17 protein-coding genes are annotated in these 17,576 nt (G+C 72.3%); 15 read left to right on the top strand and 2 right to left on the bottom strand.

Annotation, left to right across the window (positions count from 1 at the left end):
- The first annotated feature begins 73 nt into the window (after positions 1-73).
- From AB0I88_RS05990 to AB0I88_RS05935, 12 genes are all read left to right on the top strand, one after another.
- Positions 74-448 carry a holo-ACP synthase gene (locus tag AB0I88_RS05990; protein ID WP_361018972.1) on the top strand — a complete coding sequence of 125 codons (375 nt, stop codon included), beginning with the start codon at positions 74-76 and terminating at the stop codon, positions 446-448.
- 12 nt (positions 449-460) lie between these two features.
- Positions 461-1,912 carry an NAD(P)H-hydrate dehydratase gene (locus tag AB0I88_RS05985; RefSeq protein ID WP_361018969.1) on the top strand — a complete coding sequence of 484 codons (1,452 nt, stop codon included), beginning with the start codon at positions 461-463 and terminating at the stop codon, positions 1,910-1,912.
- Between the two features lie 223 nt (positions 1,913-2,135).
- A complete protein-coding gene (gene alr, locus AB0I88_RS05980; RefSeq protein WP_361018966.1) occupies positions 2,136-3,257 on the top strand; it encodes an alanine racemase in 1,122 nt (373 codons plus the stop codon).
- Positions 3,254-4,321, top strand: a complete 1,068-nt coding sequence (locus AB0I88_RS05975) for an alpha/beta hydrolase (protein ID WP_361018963.1) — start codon at positions 3,254-3,256, stop codon at positions 4,319-4,321. The genes alr and AB0I88_RS05975 overlap by 4 nt, the downstream gene beginning before the upstream one ends.
- Positions 4,318-4,767, top strand: coding sequence for a tRNA (adenosine(37)-N6)-threonylcarbamoyltransferase complex ATPase subunit type 1 TsaE (gene tsaE, locus AB0I88_RS05970; RefSeq protein WP_361018960.1), 450 nt, complete (start codon positions 4,318-4,320; stop codon positions 4,765-4,767). The genes AB0I88_RS05975 and tsaE overlap by 4 nt, the downstream gene beginning before the upstream one ends.
- Positions 4,764-5,447, top strand: coding sequence for a uracil-DNA glycosylase (gene ung, locus AB0I88_RS05965; RefSeq protein ID WP_361018958.1), 684 nt, complete (start codon positions 4,764-4,766; stop codon positions 5,445-5,447). Before tsaE ends, ung begins: the two co-directional genes overlap by 4 nt.
- A gap of 9 nt (positions 5,448-5,456) precedes the next feature.
- Positions 5,457-6,200, top strand: a complete 744-nt coding sequence (tsaB, locus tag AB0I88_RS05960) for a tRNA (adenosine(37)-N6)-threonylcarbamoyltransferase complex dimerization subunit type 1 TsaB (RefSeq protein ID WP_361018955.1) — start codon at positions 5,457-5,459, stop codon at positions 6,198-6,200.
- A 317-nt stretch (positions 6,201-6,517) separates the two neighbouring features.
- Complete coding sequence (gene rimI, locus AB0I88_RS05955) at positions 6,518-6,949, top strand: ribosomal protein S18-alanine N-acetyltransferase (RefSeq protein ID WP_361019428.1); 432 nt, start codon at positions 6,518-6,520, stop codon at positions 6,947-6,949.
- Entirely contained in the window at positions 6,942-7,994 is a 1,053-nt protein-coding gene (gene tsaD, locus AB0I88_RS05950; protein WP_361018953.1) for a tRNA (adenosine(37)-N6)-threonylcarbamoyltransferase complex transferase subunit TsaD, read from the top strand. The genes rimI and tsaD overlap by 8 nt, the downstream gene beginning before the upstream one ends.
- A 9-nt stretch (positions 7,995-8,003) precedes the next feature.
- Entirely contained in the window at positions 8,004-8,258 is a 255-nt protein-coding gene (locus AB0I88_RS05945; RefSeq protein WP_361018950.1) for a hypothetical protein, read from the top strand.
- 42 nt (positions 8,259-8,300) lie between these two features.
- Complete coding sequence (locus AB0I88_RS05940) at positions 8,301-9,986, top strand: ABC transporter ATP-binding protein (protein ID WP_361018947.1); 1,686 nt, start codon at positions 8,301-8,303, stop codon at positions 9,984-9,986.
- On the top strand, positions 9,983-11,752 hold the full coding sequence (locus AB0I88_RS05935) for an ABC transporter ATP-binding protein (RefSeq protein ID WP_361018944.1): 1,770 nt from the start codon (positions 9,983-9,985) through the stop codon (positions 11,750-11,752). Before AB0I88_RS05940 ends, AB0I88_RS05935 begins: the two co-directional genes overlap by 4 nt.
- Before the next feature lie 280 nt (positions 11,753-12,032).
- Here AB0I88_RS05935 and groL read toward each other — a convergent pair whose 3' ends face one another.
- Both groL and groES read right to left on the bottom strand, forming a co-directional pair.
- Entirely contained in the window at positions 12,033-13,682 is a 1,650-nt protein-coding gene (groL, locus tag AB0I88_RS05930; RefSeq protein WP_361018941.1) for a chaperonin GroEL, read from the bottom strand.
- A 72-nt stretch (positions 13,683-13,754) separates the two neighbouring features.
- Entirely contained in the window at positions 13,755-14,069 is a 315-nt protein-coding gene (gene groES, locus AB0I88_RS05925; RefSeq protein WP_014440794.1) for a co-chaperone GroES, read from the bottom strand.
- 214 nt (positions 14,070-14,283) lie between these two features.
- Here groES and AB0I88_RS05920 point away from each other — a divergent pair, with 214 nt between their 5' ends.
- The 3 genes from AB0I88_RS05920 to AB0I88_RS05910 all read left to right on the top strand — a co-directional run bounded on the left by AB0I88_RS05920 (position 14,284) and on the right by AB0I88_RS05910 (position 17,444).
- The gene (locus AB0I88_RS05920) at positions 14,284-15,471 is read left to right on the top strand and encodes a class I SAM-dependent methyltransferase (RefSeq protein ID WP_361018938.1); all 1,188 of its coding nucleotides are present in this window, start codon (positions 14,284-14,286) and stop codon (positions 15,469-15,471) included.
- 53 nt (positions 15,472-15,524) lie between these two features.
- Positions 15,525-16,016 (top strand): Cys-tRNA(Pro) deacylase, encoded by a 492-nt coding sequence (gene ybaK, locus AB0I88_RS05915; protein ID WP_361018935.1) that lies wholly within the window; start codon positions 15,525-15,527, stop codon positions 16,014-16,016.
- A 321-nt stretch (positions 16,017-16,337) separates the two neighbouring features.
- Positions 16,338-17,444: a substrate-binding domain-containing protein gene (locus AB0I88_RS05910; protein ID WP_361018932.1), complete on the top strand. Its 1,107-nt coding sequence runs from the start codon at positions 16,338-16,340 to the stop codon at positions 17,442-17,444.
- The last annotated feature ends 132 nt before the right edge of the window (positions 17,445-17,576 follow it).

The raw sequence follows: 17,576 nt of genomic DNA, 5'->3' as shown, positions 1-17,576 counted from the left end.
GAGCTTCCGGTAAAGAGCCCAGGGGCTGGGCTGACCTGGGAAAGCCGCCCGCGGCACCGCTAGGGTGACCGTTGTGATCGTGTCTGTCGGCATCGACGTCGTCCTGGTGGAGCGCTTCGCCCGCGCGCTGGAGCGGACCCCGCTGCTCGGGGACCGGCTCTTCACCGAACCGGAGCGGCTGACCTCGTCCGGGAACCCACGGTCCGCCGAGTCGCTGGCCGCCCGCTTCGCGGCCAAGGAGGCCGTCGCCAAGGCACTCGGAGCGCCGGTCGGACTGCGGTGGCACGACTGCGAGATCGTCACCGACCCGGACGGGCGGCCGTGGTTGACCGTTTCCGGTACGGTCGCCGCCGCAGCGACCGAGCGGGGCATCGCCCGATGGCACCTGTCGCTGTCACACGACGGCGGCATCGCGTCCGCGATGGTGGTGGCCGAAGCCGCGGCTTGATCAGGAGGACACATGCGTCAGGCATGGCGGGTGACCGATGTGCGGGCGGCCGAGAAGACACTGATGGCGACACTGCCCGAGGGCACGCTGATGCAGCGGGCCGCGGCGGGCCTGGCACGGCGCTGCGCCCTGCTGCTGGAGGAGAGCGGTGGGGTCTACGGCTCCCGGGTGCTGCTGCTGGTCGGCAGCGGCGACAACGGCGGCGACACCCTCTACGCCGGCGCCGCCCTGGCCCGGCGGGGCGCCCAGGTCCGGGCGCTGCTGCTCACCCCGGAGCGGGTGCATCTGGCCGGACTGGCCGCGCTGCGCCAAGCCGGCGGCTTCACCACCCGTGACCTGCCCACCCGTGCCGACCTCATCCTCGACGGCATCGTCGGGATCGGGGCGAGCGGAGGCCTGCGGCCCGAGGCCACGGCGATCGTGCGCCGGCTCGGAGCACTTCGCGGGCGTACGGGCGACCGGGCGCTGGTGGTGGCCGTGGACGTGCCGAGCGGAGTGACCGTGGACACCGGCGACGTGCCCGGCGAGTCGGTGACCGCCGACGTCACGGTCACCTTCGGATGCCTCAAACCGGCCCACGTGCTCGGTCCGGCCACCACCCGCTGCGGCCACGTGGATCTCGTCGACATCGGCCTCGGCCCGGTCCTGCACGCCGACCCGGCGGTCCGGGTTCCGCAAGCCGCCGACATCGCCGCCTGGTGGCCACGATCCGGCGCGACCTCCGACAAGTACACGCGTGGGGTGGTGGGCCTGGCCACCGGTTCGGACCGCTATCCGGGCGCCGCCCTGCTCTCCACCGCCGGCGCGCTGGCCGGCCCGGCCGGAATGGTGCGGTACGCGGGATCCGCCCGGCACGACGTGGTTCGCGCGTACCCGTCGGTGATCGCGGTGCGCCGGGTGGCCGAGGCGGGCCGGGTGCAGGCGTGGGTCTGTGGTTCGGGGCTGGGCACCGGTCACGACGCGCGTACCGAGCTGCGCAGTGTCCTGGCCACCCCGCTGCCGGTGCTGCTCGACGCGGACGCGATCAGCCTGCTGGTCGGCGGTGAGCACGCGGAGGACCTGCGCCGGGACGCGCCACTGGTGATCACCCCGCATGACGGCGAGTTCAAGCGGCTGGCCGGGGAGGCGCCCGGTGCGGACCGGGCCGGCGCGGCCGCCCGGCTGGCCGCGTGGACCAACGCGGTGGTGCTGCTCAAGGGTGACCGGACGATCGTCGCCACCCCGGCGGGGGAGATCTGGGCCAATCCCACCGGTTCGCCGGCGCTGGCCACCGCGGGCACCGGGGACGTGCTGGCCGGGTTGCTCGGTTCGCTGCTCGCGGCCGGTGTGCCGACGGTGCGGGCGGCGGTGGCGGCCGCCTACGTGCACGGCCTCGCCGGGCGACGGGCCGCCGCTGAGGGGCCGGTCACCTCGGCGGACGTGGCAGCCGCCCTCCGGCCGGTGCTGGCGGACCTGCTGGGTTGAGGGAGGTGTAACGCGCGGACGCTTCCGTGAAGGCCCTCGCCGAGGCGTGCCCGACGGTGTCGGGGAGGCGGACGCGGAGATGTCCACGATGGGGTCTCGAAGGCGAGGACCGGCCGCGCCGGTGATCCGGTGGACCGGTCCCGGGCCGGGCGGGAGACCCGGTGCCGATCATCTCGTGGGCTGAGCGGAAGGAAATGTCATACGCCTCAGTAGGGTGGATGGCATGTGGCAGGCCGAAGTCCGCGTCGATCTGGACGCGATCCGGGACAACGTCGCTTCGCTGCGCGCCCGCACCTCCGCCGAGGTGCTGGTCGCGGTCAAGGCGGACGGCTACGGGCACGGCATGGTCCCGGCCGCCCGGGCCGCACTCGCCGGCGGCGCCACCTGGCTGGGTGTCGCCACGCTCGGCGAGGCGCTGGCGCTGCGCCGTGCGGGGGTCGCGGCGCCCGTCCTGGCCTGGCTGCTCACCCCTGGGCTCGACCTGCACGAGGGGGTGGCGGCCGGGGTCGACCTGAGCGCCGCGACCACGGCCATGCTCGACGAGCTGGTGGTGGCCGCCCGCCGGGCCGGCCGCCCGGCCCACGTGCACCTCAAGCTCGACACCGGGCTGGCCCGGGGCGGCGCGGTGCCCGGCGAGTGGCCGGCGCTGTTCGAGGCGGCCGCCAAGGCACAGGCCGGCGGCGACATCGAGGTGGCCGGCGTGTGGAGCCATCTCGCCTGCGCGGACGAGCCCGGCCACGAGTCGGTCGACCGGCAGCTCGCCGCCTTCCACGAGGGTCTGGCCCTGGCCGCGACGGTCGGGATCAGCCCGCGTTACCGGCACATCGCCAATTCGGCGGGCCTGCTCACCCGGCCGGACGCGCACTTCGACCTGGTGCGGGTGGGCATCGCGGCATATGGGTTGTCACCCCTCCCCGGAGAGACGTATGGTCTGCGCCCGGCCATGACGGCCCGCGCCCGGGTGATGCTGACCAAGCGGGTCCCGGCCGGTCAGGGCGTGTCGTACGGGTTGACCTACACGACGTCCCGGGAGACCACCCTTGCCGTGGTGCCGCTGGGTTACGGCGACGGGGTGCCCCGGCACGCTTCCAGCAGCGGCCCGGTGCGGGTGGGTGGCGTCACGGCGCCGATCGCCGGGCGGGTGTGCATGGACCAGCTGGTGGTGGACGTGGGTGACGAGCCGGTGGTGGCCGGTGACGTGGCGGTGCTGTTCGGGCCGGGCGACGACGGCGAGCCGACCGCCGACGACTGGGCCGCCGCGACCGGCACGATCAACTACGAGATCGTCACCCGGTTCGGCAGCAGCCGGATCCCACGGCATTACGACGGGGAGGTCACCTGGTGAAGCGGTCCCGGGCCGCCAAGCGGGCGGGCATTTTCGGAGCCGCGGTCGGTGTGGCCGCGGCCGGTCTGGCGACGGCGTTCGCCGTGGAGCGGGCGCTGGTGCGGCGTTCGGTCAACGCGCCCGGCGACCCCTATGTGGATGAGCCGTTCGGCGACCAGCCCTGCGACCGGTCACTGACGGTGACCGCAGCCGACGGCACCGACCTGCACGTGGAGATCATCGAGCCGGAGGGCGCGAGTTCCGAGCCGACGATCGTCTTCGTCCACGGGTTCGCGCTGGACATGGGCACCTTCTACTTCCAGCGCAAGGAGCTGGCCGGGCGCGGCACCCACCGGTTGGTCTTCTACGACCAGCCCGGTCACGGCCGGTCCAGCAAGCTCAAATCGGGGACGTATGATCTGGCAGCCCTCGGCCGCTCACTGGCCGCCGTGCTGGAGGAGACCGTGCCGGAGGGCCGGATAATCCTGGTCGGCCATTCGATGGGCGGGATGACCATCATGGCGTTCGCCGAGCAGTTCCCGGCCTGGTTCGGCAACCGGGTCACCGGTGTGGTGCTGATCTCCACCTCGGCCGGGCTGTTCGACAAGGCGAAGCTCGGCATCACCAACATGGTGGCCCGGGTCAGCGCCCCGTTCTTCCCGCTGTGGGACAAGGCGGCCCAGCTCGGTGGCGGCACCATCGACCGGGCCCGGGTGGCCTCCTCCGATCTGGCGTGGCTGCTCACCCGGCGGTACGGCTTCGGTGAGTCGAGGCCCAGCCCGTCGCTCGTCACCTTCGTCGAGAGCATGAATTCGAAGACGTCGGCGGAGACGCTCACCAAGTACCTGCAGACGCTCTACACGCACAATCGCATCCCGGCGCTGTCCGCGCTGCGCGGCGTCCCGGTGCTGGTGGTGGTCGGCGACCGGGACTATCTGACTCCGGTCACCCACTCGGAGCAGATCATCGAGAACCTGCCGGAGGCCGAGCTGTTGAAGATCGAGCACAGCGGCCATGTGGTGATGCTGGAGAAGGCCGATCAGGTCAACGCCGCGCTGATCCCTTTCCTGGAGAAACTCACGTGAAGCTGAAGACGGTCGACGACACCCGGGAGTTCGGGCGGCGGCTGGCCGGCGTGCTGCGGCCCGGTGACCTGGTGCTGCTCACCGGACCGCTGGGCGCCGGCAAGACGGCCCTGGCCCAGGGGATCGGCGCCGGTCTGGGCGTGGAGGGGCCGATCACCTCACCCACGTTCGTGATCGCCCGGGTGTATCGCGGCCCGGTGCCGCTGGTGCACGCCGACGCCTATCGGCTGGGCGACCGGCCGGACCCTCGCGCCGAGATCGACGACCTCGACCTGGACGCCTCGGCCGACGACGCGGTGACCGTCGTCGAGTGGGGTGTCGGCCTCGTGGAACAGCTCAACGACGAATACCTGCAGGTCCGCCTGGACCGGCTGGATGACGACACCCGCATCGTCGAGTTGTCGCCGCACGGCGGCGACTGGGCACACCGACTGGAGAGCCTGTGAACCTGACCGAGCTGCTGCCCGCCGAGTGGCGTGCCGAGCTGACCCCCCACCTCGACGCCGCCGCGACCGTCGCTCTGGGCGAGTGGGTGGCGGAGGAGTATGCGACGCAGACTGTCTACCCACCGGTGGAGGACCTGTTCGCGGCGTACCGGCTGTGTTCCCCGGAGCAGACCCGGGTGCTGATCCTGGGGCAGGACCCGTACCACGGTCCGGGCCAGGCGCACGGTCTCAGCTTCAGCGTGCGCGACGGGGTTCGCCGGCCGCCGTCACTGAGCAACATCTTCAAGGAGCTCAACGAGGACCTGAACGTGCCGAAGCCCGCGGGTGGAGATCTGACCGGGTGGGCGCGGCAGGGGGTGCTGCTGCTCAACGCGGTTCTGACGGTCCGGGCGGGCAAGGCCGGATCGCACGGCAACAAGGGCTGGGAGGCGTTCACCGACGCCACCATCAAGGCTCTCAACGAGCGTGACGAGCGGATCGTCTTCATGCTCTGGGGCAGTTACGCGAAGAAGAAGGCGGCGCTGGTCACCAATCCGGCGCACGCGATCCTGGAGGCCGGGCACCCGAGCCCGCTGAACCGGGTCGGTTTCCTGGGCAGCCGTCCGTTCAGCGCGGCCAACAAGGCTCTCGCCGACGGTGGGCGGCCGGTCATCGACTGGGACCCGCGGGCCACCGTCTAGGGTCACCCTGTGCTGGTACTGGCTCTGGACACCGCAACCCCCGCCTCGACGGCCGCCCTCGTCGAGGTGACCGTGGACGGTCTGACCGGGGTGGCGGAGCGGCGCACCGTCGATCCGCGCGCCCACGGGGAGAAACTGGCCCCGGAGATCGCCGCCGTTCTCGCCGACGCCGGGGTGCGGCCCCGGGATCTCACGGCGATCGTGGCCGGGGTCGGGCCGGGCCCGTTCACCGGCCTGCGGGTCGGGCTGGCCACCGCGGCGAGCATGGGGCAGGCGCTGGGCATCCCGACGTACGGGGTGTGTTCGCTGGACGCCCTGGGCCGTGCCGCGGGGCCGGGCCGGGTGCTGGTCGCCACCGACGCGCGCCGCCGCGAGGTGTATTTCGCGACGTTCGCGGACGGCGAGCGGATGACCGGCCCGGAGGTGGCCAAGCCGGCCGACGTGGCCGCCCTGGTGCGCGGCGCCACCGGCGGCTCGCTGCCGGCCGGGGTGCTGGTCGGCGCCGAGGAGGCCGGCGGTGGGACGTCGATGGCCGGGCTGGTCGAGCGAGCGGCCGGGGAAGGTGCCTTGAAGTACGGCGACGTGTTCGGCGTGCCGGTGGAGGAGCATCTGCTCTATCCGCCGGGGGCGGCGCTGGTGGCGATCGCGGCGCCGCGGATCCGGGCGGGTGCGCCGAGCGAGGTGCTGACGCCGCTCTACCTGCGCCGCCCCGACGCGGTGGAGCCGTCGGCCCGCAAGGCGGTGCTGACCTGATGACCGCCGAAAACCCGGCGACCACGAGCGCGGCGGCCACGAGCGCGGGCGGGAGCGCGGCCACGAGCGCGGGCGGGAGCGCGGCCACGAGCGCGGCCACGAGCGCGGCCACGAGCGCGGGCGGGAGCGCGGCCACGAGCGCGGCCACGAGCGCGGCCACGAGCGCGGCCACGAGCGCGGCCACGAGCGCGGGCGGGAGCGCGGCCACGAGCGCGGGCGGGAGCACGGCCGCGGCGAGCGCCGAACAGCCGGCGACCACAAGCGCGGCCGCGAAGGACGCGAACGCGGACCGGGCGGACACGACGCCGGACTGTGTCATCGAACGTTTCCGCTGGTGGCACATCGACGAGGTCCTGCCGATCGAGGAGGACCTCTTCGGCCCGGAGAAGTGGTCCGCCGCCATGTTCTGGAACGAGCTGGCCACCCGGCAGTTCTACCTGGTCGCCACGGATGCCGGTGCGGTCGCCGGATACGCCGGCCTGTCCGTCGTGGACGACGACGAGTCGTGGGTGCAGAACATCGCGGTCCGCCGGGACGCCCAGCGGCGCGGCATCGGCCGGATCCTGTTGGAGGCGCTGCTCGCCGAGGCCGCCCGGCGCGGCGCCCGGAAGACGCTGCTCGAGGTGGCGGTCGACAACGCGGCGGCCCAGCGGCTCTACGCCAGCTATGACTTCGAGCCGGTCGGGATCCGGCGCGGCTACTACCAACCCAGCAACACGGACGCCCTGGTGATGATGCGCGATGCGTGACGAACCCCTGGTCCTCGGGATCGAGACCTCCTGCGACGAGACCGGTGTCGGCATCGTGCGCGGCCACACCCTGCTCGCCGACGCGCTGGCGTCCAGCGTGGACCAGCATGCCCGGTTCGGTGGGGTGGTGCCGGAGGTGGCCAGCCGCGCCCACCTGGAGGCGCTGGTCCCGACCATGCAACGGGCTCTCGACGAGGCCGGCGTGACCCTCGCCGACATCGACGCGATCGCCGTCACCAGCGGCCCGGGCCTGGCCGGGGCGCTGTTGGTCGGCGTGGCCGCCGCGAAGGGGTACGCTCTCGCCGCCGAGAAGCCGATTTACGGCGTCAACCATCTGGCCGCGCACGTGGCGGTGGACACGCTGGAGCACGGCCCGCTGCCCGAGCCCGCGGTGGCGATGCTCGTCTCCGGGGGCCATTCGTCGTTGCTGCTGGTCGACGATCTGACGGCGGGTGTGACCCCGCTCGGCGCCACCATCGACGACGCGGCGGGTGAGGCTTTCGACAAGGTGGCCCGGCTGCTCGGGCTCGGCTTCCCGGGTGGGCCGATCATCGACCGGGCGGCTCGTGAGGGCGACCCGGCGTCGATCGCGTTTCCGCGCGGGCTGACGGCGGCGAAGGATCTGGCGGCGCACCGGTTCGACTTCTCGTTCTCGGGGCTCAAGACGGCCGTGGCCCGCTGGGTGGAGAGCCGGGAACGCGCCGGTGAGCCGGTGCCGGTGGCGGACGTGTCGGCGAGTTTCCAGGAGGCGGTCTGCGACGTGCTCACCGCCAAGGCGATCGACGCCTGCCGGACGAACGGGGTGGGCACGCTGGTCATCGGTGGCGGGGTGGCGGCCAACTCGCGACTGCGGGTGCTCGCCGAGGAGCGTGCGGCCCGACACGGGATCGCGGTCCGCGTACCCCGGCCTGGTCTTTGCACCGACAACGGCGCGATGGTCGCGGCACTCGGCTCGCATCTCGTCGCGGCCGGCGTGGCCCCGAGCCGGCTGGATCTTCCGGCCGATTCCGCGATGAGTTTGACCTCGGTCAGTGTGCCGGGGTAGGAAGCGTTCATGATCGCGCGGATGTGGGAGGTGCGGGCCTCGCGCAGTGGCTTCGACGAGCTGCTGGCCTGGGTCTGCGACACGGCGGTGCCGGCTCTGGAGGTGCTGCCACAACATGTGTCGAGTGACGTCTATTCGTCCACCGATCATCGCATCGTCGTCATCACCAAATGGCGCAATACCCCGGAGAGCCTGCTGACGCCACCGGAGAACCTGGTGGCACGCGCTCCGCACGTCTGGGATTTCAACCCGGTCGATCGCTGACCCTCGCCGTCGGCGCGCCCCGGCACTTACCGTCGGGGCCTGATGCGAAGACTGCCCGTCACCGATCCCGGCACTCCCGACTCCCGGTCCGCCACTCGATACCTGTTCTGGCTGGTCCGGCGTTCCTGGCTGACGGTCGCGGCGGCGGCACTGCTGGCGATCGCCTGGATGGGCTGTCAGGCGCTGGTGCCGGCGATGGTCGGCCGGGCCGTGGACGCCGTCGTGGCCCGCGACGCCGCCGCGCTGGTGGCCTGGGCGCTGCTGCTGCTCGGCGCCGGGGTGGTGCAGGCGCTGACCGGCATCTCCCGGCACCGGTTCGCGGTCACCAACTGGCTGGGCGCCGCGTTCCGGACCGTGCAGGTGGTGGTCCGGCAGGCGAACCGGCTCGGCTCCACCCTGCCGCGCCGCCTGGACGCGGGCGAGGTGGTCGCGATCGGCACCTCGGACATCACCCACATCGGCGGCGCCGTCGACATCACCTCGCGTGGCATCGGCTCGCTGCTGGCGGTCGCCACGATCACCGTGGTGCTGCTGCGCACGTCGGTGCCGCTGGGTCTGATCGTGCTGGTCGGGGTGCCGCTGTTGATGCTGGTGGTGGGCGTGCTGATCCGCCCGCTGCACGAGCGGCAGCGGGCGTACCGGGAGAGTCAGGGACGGCTGACCGGCCGGGCCGCGGATCTGGTCGGCGGGCTGCGGGTGCTGCGCGGCGTGGGTGGGGAGCCGGCCTTGGCGGCGCGCTACCGCGCCGAGTCTCAGGCGCTGCGCGCGGCGGGCGTACGCACCGCGCGCGTCGAGTCCCTGCTGGAGGCGGCCCAGGTGCTGCTGCCGGGCGCTTTCCTGGTGCTGGTCACCTGGCTGGGCGCGCGGTTCGCGGCGGACGGGCGGCTGACCGTGGGGCAGTTGGTGTCGTTCTACGCGTACGCCGCTTTCCTGGTCGCCCCGCTGCGCCAGCTCACCGAGGCGATCGACAAGATGACCCGGGGACACGTGTCGAGCCGCCGGGTGGTGGCGATGCTCCGGGTGTCCGGCCACCTGCCCGACCCGCCGGATCCGGTCCCGCTGCCGGTCGGTGAGCTGGCCGACCCGGAGTCCGGGGTGCGGGTCCCGCCCGGCCTTCTGACCGCGATCGTGGCGGCCACGCCGGCTGACGCGGCCCGGATCGCCGACCGCCTGGGCCGGTACGAGGAAGGCGCCACCGCCGGCGGAGTCCCACTCTCCGCGGCCGCCCTGTCCGAGGTACGCGACCGGATCCTGGTCGTCGACAACGACGCCCGCCTCTTCTCCGGCCGGCTGGGCTCCGACCTGGATCCGGGCGGCCGTGGCGACGTACCGGGAGCGCTGGCCGCGGCCGCCGCCACCGACATCGTCGACGGGCTGCCGGACGGCACGGACACCGTGGTCGCCGACCGTGGCCGGACCTTCTCCGGTGGCCAGCAGCAGCGGCTGCGTCTGGCCCGCGCGCTGCTCGCCGATCCGGAGGTGCTGATCCTGGTGGAGCCGACGAACGCGGTGGACGCGCACACCGAGGCCCGGATCGCGGAGCGGCTGCGCATCGCCCGCGGTGGGCGGACCACGGTGGTCTGCACGTCGAGCCCGCTGATGCTGAGCCGCGCCGACCACGTCTGCTACGTCGAGGACGGCCGGGTGGTGGCCGCCGGCCGGCATCCGGATCTGTTGCGCGGCGAGCCCGGATACGCCCGGATGGTGCTGCGCGAGGAGAAGCAGTGACCCGCCTGTTGCCGGTGGCGGGCGCCGCACAGGTCCGCCGGTACGCCCGTGACCTGATCCGCGACCACCCGGCCATGTTCCGCGCCACGGTCGGCCTGCACGTGGCCGCCGCCCTGGCCGGGCTGGCCGGTCCCCGGCTGCTCGGTGACATGGTGCAGGGCATCCACGACGGGGTCCCGGTGCGTGAGCTGGACCGGCTGGCACTGATGATCGCCGGGTTCGTGCTGGCACAGGCGGTGCTGATCCGGTTCGCGCACCTGGCCTCGGCCCGGCTGGGCGAGCGGGTGCTGGCCCGGCTGCGGGAGGAGTTCGTGACCCGGGTGCTGGCCATGCCGCTGTCCACGGTGGAGGCGGCCGGTTCCGGTGACCTGTTGACCCGGGCCACCCGGGACGTCGACGCGCTGTCCAAATGCGTCCGCTTCGCCGTGCCGGAGACGCTCATCGCGGTGGTCACCCTGTTCCTCGTGGTCGGGGCGCTGGTGCTGGTCAGCCCGGTGTTCGCGGTGCCGCTGCTGATCGGGGCGCCGATCATGACGGCCGGCACCCGGTGGTACCTGCGCCGGGCGCCACGCGGCTACCTGCGGCAGAACGCCGCCTACTCGGACGTGACCGAGGGGCTCACCGAGACGGTCGAGGGCGCGCGGACCGTCGAGGCGCTGCGACGGCAACGGCAGCGGGTCGGGCGTACCGACGCCGACCTGCGGAGATCCTGGCGGGCCGAGCGGTACACGCTGCGCCTGCGAACGGTCTGGTGGCCGGTCATCGAGATCAGCTACGTCCTGCCGATGGTGCTCACCCTGCTCGCCGGCGGCTGGCTCTACCTGCGGTCCGCCGTGACCCTGGGCGCGCTGACCGCGGCGGTGATCTACGTGCAGCAGCTGGTCGACCCCCTGGACCGGCTGGTCGGCTGGCTCGACGAACTGGAGGTGGGCGCGGCCGCGCTGGCCCGGCTGCTCGGCGTCACCGCGGGACCGGCGCCCCGGCCGGTCCACGCCGCCGAACCGGCCGGAACCCGGATCGAGGTGCGCGGGGTGCGGTTCGGCTACCAGCCCGGCCGGGAGGTGCTGCACGGCGTCGACCTGGTCCTGGAACCGGGCGAGCGGCTCGCCGTCGTAGGTGTCTCCGGTGCCGGCAAGTCCACCCTCGGCCGTCTGCTCGCCGGAGTGCACCAGCCCACCTCCGGCAGCGTCACGGTCGGCGGGACGCCCCTCGCGGCGCTGCCGCCGGAGCGGCTGCGTGCCGAGGTCGCGCTGGTCACCCAGGAGCATCACGTCTTCATCGGCACGCTTCGCGACAACGTCGCCCTGGTGCGTCCCGGCGTCCCCGATCCAGAGGTACGGGCAGCGCTGACCGCCGTACAGGCCCTGCACTGGGCGGACGCGCTGCCGGACGGGCTGGACACGGTCGTCGGCGCCGGCGGGCATCCGCTCTCCCCGGCGCAGGCGCAGCAGGTGGCCCTGGCCCGGCTGGTCATCGCCGACCCGCACACCCTGGTGCTCGACGAGGCCACCGCGATGCTGGACCCGCGTGCCGCCCGGGACCTGGAACGTTCGCTGGCCGCGGTGGTCAGCGGGCGGACCGTGGTGGCCATCGCGCACCGGCTCTTCTCAGCGCACGACGCGGACCGGGTCGCCGTGATGGAGGACGGCCGGATCGTCGAGCTGGGGTCGCACGACGAGCTGGTGGCGGCCGGCGGGGCTTATGCGGCGCTGTGGCGTTCCTGGCAGGGCGGCACCGAACCGGCCGAGATGTCCGAACGCACGTAGCGCCCGCCGCGCGGCACCGGCCCCGGCAGGGCGCGCGCCCTGCCGGGGCGCGGCACGGGCAGGCGCTGCCGGGTCGTCCCGGCGGTTCGGGTAAGAGCCTGCGGCACACGACACGCAGGCATCGCCGGGTGCCGCCCCGATCCGCGGCGGCCTGCAAACCGGCGTGTGGAGTTCGGGTGCGCTACGCGCCCGAACTCCACACGCCGGGCTCTCGGCGTACCCGGAAAAAGGGAAAGGGCGCGCTCGTCGGAGCGCGCCCTTCACATCGAAGCCCGGCTGGTCAGAAGCCCGGACCGTGCTGGTGGCCGTGCCCGTGCCCGTGGCTGTGGCCGTGACCGGCCGCGGCCGGCGCCGACTCGGCCGGCTTCTCCACCACGAGGCTCTCGGTGGTCAGCAGGAGCCCGGCGATCGAGACGGCGTTGGAGACCGCGTTGCGGGTCACCTTCACCGGGTCGATGATGCCGGCCGCGGCCAGGTCGACGTATTCGTCGGTGGCCGCGTTGAGGCCGTGGCCCCAGCCCAGCTCGGCGACCTTGCCCACCACGACGTAGCCGTCGTGGCCGGCGTTCTGCGCGATCCAGCGCAGCGGCTCGACCAGCGCCTTGCGGACGATGCCGACGCCGAGCGCCTCCTCGCCGGTCAGGCCCAGGTTGCCCTCGAGCTCCTTGGAGACCTGCGCGAGCGCGGCGCCGCCGCCCGGGACGGTGCCCTCCTCGACGGCCGCCTTGGTCGCCGAGATCGCGTCCTCGATGCGGTGCTTGCGCTCCTTCATCTCGACCTCGGTGGCCGCGCCGACCTTGATCACCGCGATGCCGCCGGAGAGCTTGGCCAGCCGCTCCTGGAGCTTCTCGCGGTCCCAGTCGGAGTCGGACGCCTCGATCTCCTTGCGGATCTGCGCGACCCGGTCGGCGACGTCGGCGGAGTTGCCGCCACCGTCGACGATCGTGGTGTTCTCCTTGTCGACGACGATCCGCCGGGCGCTGCCCAGCGACTCGACGCCGACCTGGTCGAGCTTGTAGCCCAGCTCGGGCGCGATCAGCTCGCCACCGGTGGCGATCGCCAGGTCCTGCAGGATCGCCTTGCGGCGGTCACCGAAACCGGGCGCCTTCACCGCGGCGACCTTGACGGTCTTGCGCAGCGCGTTGACCACCAGGGTGGACAGGGCCTGGCCCTCGACGTCCTCCGCGACGATCAGCAGCGGCTTGCCGGTCTGCAGCACCTTCTCCAGCAGCGGGAGCAGCTCCTCGATGCTGGAGATCTTCTGGGTGGTGATGAGGATGTGGGCGTCCTCGAGCACCGCCTCCTGCGACTCGGCGTCGGTCACGAAGTTCGGCGAGATGAAGCCCTTGTCGAACTGGAGACCCTCGGTCACCTCGAGTTCGGTCTGCAGCGCCGAGCCCTCCTCGACGGTGATGACACCGTCGCGGCCGACCCGGTCCATCGCGTCGGCGATCAGCTCGCCGATGTTCGCGTCCTGCGCCGAGATGGTGGCGACGTTGGCGATCGCCTTGTGGTCGGCGACCTCGACGGCCTTGCTCAGCAGCGCCTTGGAGACGGCCTCGGCGGCCAGGTCCATGCCCCGCTTGAGGCCGATCGGGTTGGCGCCCGCGGTCACGTTGCGCAGGCCCTCGCGGACCAGCGCCTGCGCGAGCACGGTCGCGGTGGTGGTCCCGTCACCGGCGACGTCGTTGGTCTTGGTCGCCACCTCCTTGACGAGCTGCGCGCCGAGGTTCTCGTACGGGTCGGTGAGCTCGATCTCCTTGGCGATGGTGACACCGTCGTTGGTGATCGTGGGAGCGCCGAACTTCTTGTCCAGGACGACGTTGCGGCCGCGCGGGCCCAGGGTGACCTTGACCGTGTCGGCGAGCGTGTTGACGCCGTGTTCGAGCAGGTGCCGGGCGTCGTCGGAGAAACTCAGGATCTTCGCCATGAATGGTCCCTTCACGCACTACCGCCCCGGTCCGGGCGAACCCGAACCGAGGCGGTCAGCACTGTCAGTAGGTCACTTCTCGATGACCGCGAGGACGTCACGGGCGGAGAGCACCAGGTACTCCTCGCCGGCGTACTTGACCTCAGTGCCGCCGTACTTCGAGTAGAGGACCACGTCGCCGACCTTGACGTCGAGCGGAACGCGGTTGCCCTTGTCGTCGATCCGGCCGGGGCCGACGGCGAGGACGGTGCCCTCCTGGGGCTTCTCCTTGGCGGTGTCGGGGATCACGATGCCGGACGCGGTGGTGGTCTCGGCCTCGTTCGCCTGGACCACGATGCGGTCCTCGAGCGGCTTGATCGCAACCTTGGTCGCGGTAGTCACGGGCATACCCTCCTGGGTACAGGTTTCGCCGGCCTTGAACCAGGCCGGTCAATGCCTCATGCCACCGGGCGGGGCCGTCGTCGCGGGTGCCGGTCCGCCTGGTGCCTAACCGCACGGACGGGCCGGGCGGCTGGCACCCTCATGGTGAGAGTGCTAACCGGAGACTATGCCGGAACTAGCACTCCGTCAACCAGAGTGCCAACCTGTCACGCCAGGGAGAATGCTTGACGTGATGCTGGAGACGCTGCGGATGTTGCGGACCCCGGAGGGGTCGAAAGCCCTGGCCGTGGCGGCCGAGGTGGCCGGCGGGGAGCCGCTCGCCGCGGCCTCGGCCCTGCGGGCCAGGGGCTTCGGCGCGGAGCTGTCCGCGGCCGCCTTGACCCAGGCTAGTTTGCGGGAGCGCGCCGCAGGCAAGTTCGGCGTGGACGCCGCCGGGATGTTCTTCACCCGGCCCGGCCTGGAGCAGGCCACCCGGGCCGCGGTCGCCGACCGGCGGGCCGCGCGGCTCGCCGCCGCCGGCGTGCGGACCCTCGCCGATCTGGGGTGCGGGCTGGGCTCCGACGCGCTGGCCGCGGCCCGGCACGGCATCTCGGTGTACGCCGTGGACGCCGACCCGCTGACCGCCGCCATGGCCGCCGCGAACGCCGAGGTCGCCGGCCTGTCCGACCGGATCGTGGTGGAGTGCGCGGACGCCACGTCGGTGCCGGTGGAGCGGTACGACGCGGTCTTCGCCGATCCGGCCCGCCGCCAGGCCGGGCGGGGCCGGGTGTTCGACCCGAAGGCGTACTCGCCGCCGTGGGACTTCATCGCCGGCCTGTCTGGGCGGGTGCCTCGGACGGTGCTGAAACTGGCGCCCGGCATCGATCACGGGCTGCTGCCGCCGGGCGCCGAGGGGGAGTGGGTCAGTGTCGGCGGCGACCTGGTCGAGGCGGCGTTCTGGTGTGGGCCGCTGGCCTCGGCGGAGCGCCGGGCGACCCTGATCGGGGACCGGGCGGTGGCGGAGCTGACCGGCTCGGGACTGCGGCGGGCGCCGGCCGGACCGGTCGGCGCCTGGTTCTACGACCCCGATCCGGCGGTGGTCCGTTCGCACCTGGTGGCCGAGTTCGCGGCGAGCGTAGGCGGGCGGCTGGCCGACCCGGAGATCGCGTACGTCTACACCGACGATCCGGCGGACACGCCGTTCGCCCGCCGGCTGGAGGTGACCGACGTGCTGCCGTTCTCGCTGAAGCGGCTGCGGGCGCTGCTGCGTGAGCGGGGCGTGGGGGTGCTGGAGATCCGCAAACGGGGATCGGCGCTGGTTCCCGACCAGTTGCGCAAGGACCTCAAGCTGTCCGGGCCGAACTCGGCGGGCCTGGTGCTGACCCGGGTGGACGGGGCGCCGGCCGTGCTCATCACGACAACGGCGTAACGGGCCGGAATCGGGCGTGCGCGAGGATCCGCCGCGGTAGTAGCGTGCCGCTCATGGCCAAGAAAGCGGCCGGCACCCCGGCCACCGCCTTGCTCGCCGCGGAGCGTGTGGCGCACACCCTGCATCCGTACGACGTGTCACCGGACGCCCCCGACTACGGCGCTCTGGTGGCGGAGGCCCTGGGGGTGGAGCCGCACCGGGTGTTCAAGACCCTGGTGGCCGAGGTGGACGGCCGGCTCGTGGTCGGGGTGGTGCCGGTGACCGGCGATCTCGACCTCAAGGCGCTGGCGTCGGCGTCCGGCGGCAAGCGCGCGACTCTGGCCGACCGGGCCGCGGCCGAGCGCAGCAGCGGTTACGTGCGCGGCGGGATCAGCCCGCTCGGCCAGCGCAAACGGCTTCCCACGGTGATCGACGACTCGGCCACCGGGCTGACGGCGATGTATGTCTCGGCCGGCCGCCGCGGGCTGCAGGTGGCACTGGCGCCGGTCGATCTGATCCGCCTGACCGGCGCGACGGTCGTGCCGATCCGGGCGGCCGGATCTTAGTGCCTTCCGCGGTTCTTCGAGGTTCCGCGTCCGATCGGGAGAAAACTACCTAGCGTTACGGTATGTGGATCTCGAAGCGACCTTCGCCGGTGAAATCGTGCCCTGGTGGCACTGGCGTGTTGCCGGATTGTTATCCCTCGTTACGAGATAGACGGTCGTTGCGGCTTGTGTTCTCGGCCACGATGGGAATACGTTGCCGGACACAACAAACCGGTTCCTGAACCATCGGCGCTACCCAGAGACGCGATGCTCCCAGGCACTCGGGTCTCTGAAAAATCCGAACCCAAGGCCCCGGATTCACCCCCCGAAAGGACATAAGGGATGCGTAAGGGACTGTTCGCCCTTGCCGCGGTCGGCCTCATGGCCACCAGCATCGCCGCTTGCGGCACCGAAGAGGACGGCGACACCGACACCGGCACCGGCAGCGGCACCAGCTCCGCGGGCAAGGTCGGCGTGATCCTGCCCGACACCAAGAGCTCGGCCCGCTGGGCGACCGCCGACTTCAAGTACCTGACCGAGGCGTTCAAGGCGGCCGGTGTCGAGGCCGACATCCAGAACGCCGAGGGTGACAAGACCCGGTTCACCACGATCGCCGACGGCATGATCGCCAGCGGCGTCAAGGTCCTGGTCATCGTCAACCTGGACTCCGGCACCGGCAAGTCCGTCCTGGAGAAGGCCAAGGCCGCGGGCATCGCGACCATCGACTACGACCGCCTCACCCTCGGCGGCGGCGCGAACTACTACGTGTCGTTCGACAACACCGAGGTCGGCAAGCTCCAGGGCCAGGGCCTGGTCGACTGCCTCACCGAGAAGAAGGCGACCAAGCCGGTCGTGGCGTACCTCAACGGCTCGCCGACCGACAACAACGCCACCCTCTTCAAGCAGGGCTACGACTCGGTCCTCAAGCCGAAGTTCGACGCCGGCGAGTACACCAAGGGCCCGGACCAGGACGTTCCGGACTGGGACAACGCCCAGGGCGGCACGATCTTCGAGCAGATGCTGACCCAGAACAAGGCGATCGCCGGTGTCCTGGCCGCCAACGACGGCCTGGGCAACGCCGCGATCCAGGTGCTCAAGAAGAACAAGCTGAACGGCAAGGTCCCGGTGACCGGCCAGGACGCCACCGTTCAGGGCCTGCAGAACATCCTCGCGGGTGACCAGTGCATGACGGTCTACAAGGCCATCAAGAAGGAGGCCGACGCGGCCGCCGAGCTGGCCATCGCACTGGCCAAGCAGGAGACCCCGAGCACCGCCACCAAGACGGTCACCGACCCGGAGACCAAGGCGGACGTCAAGTCGGTCCTGCTCACCCCGCAGTCGATCACTGCGGCCAACGTGAAGGACGTCGTCGCTGACGGCTTCGTCACCAAGGAAGAGCTCTGCACCGCCGACTTCGCCGAGGCCTGCACCAAGGCCGGCATCAGCTGATCATCGGCTGACCACCGAAGCCGCACCGAACGGCTGATGCACGGAACGGGGCGCGGCTCTTCACCGGCGACAAAGACATGCTAGCGGGCGGTGAAGTGCCGAAGGCGTTGTCGGGCTTCCACTCGCCTCCCA

This window comes from Actinoplanes sp. NPDC049802 (assembly GCF_040656595.1).
Taxonomy (GTDB): domain Bacteria; phylum Actinomycetota; class Actinomycetes; order Mycobacteriales; family Micromonosporaceae; genus Actinoplanes.
This window is presented reverse-complemented; position numbering and strand designations above follow the sequence as displayed.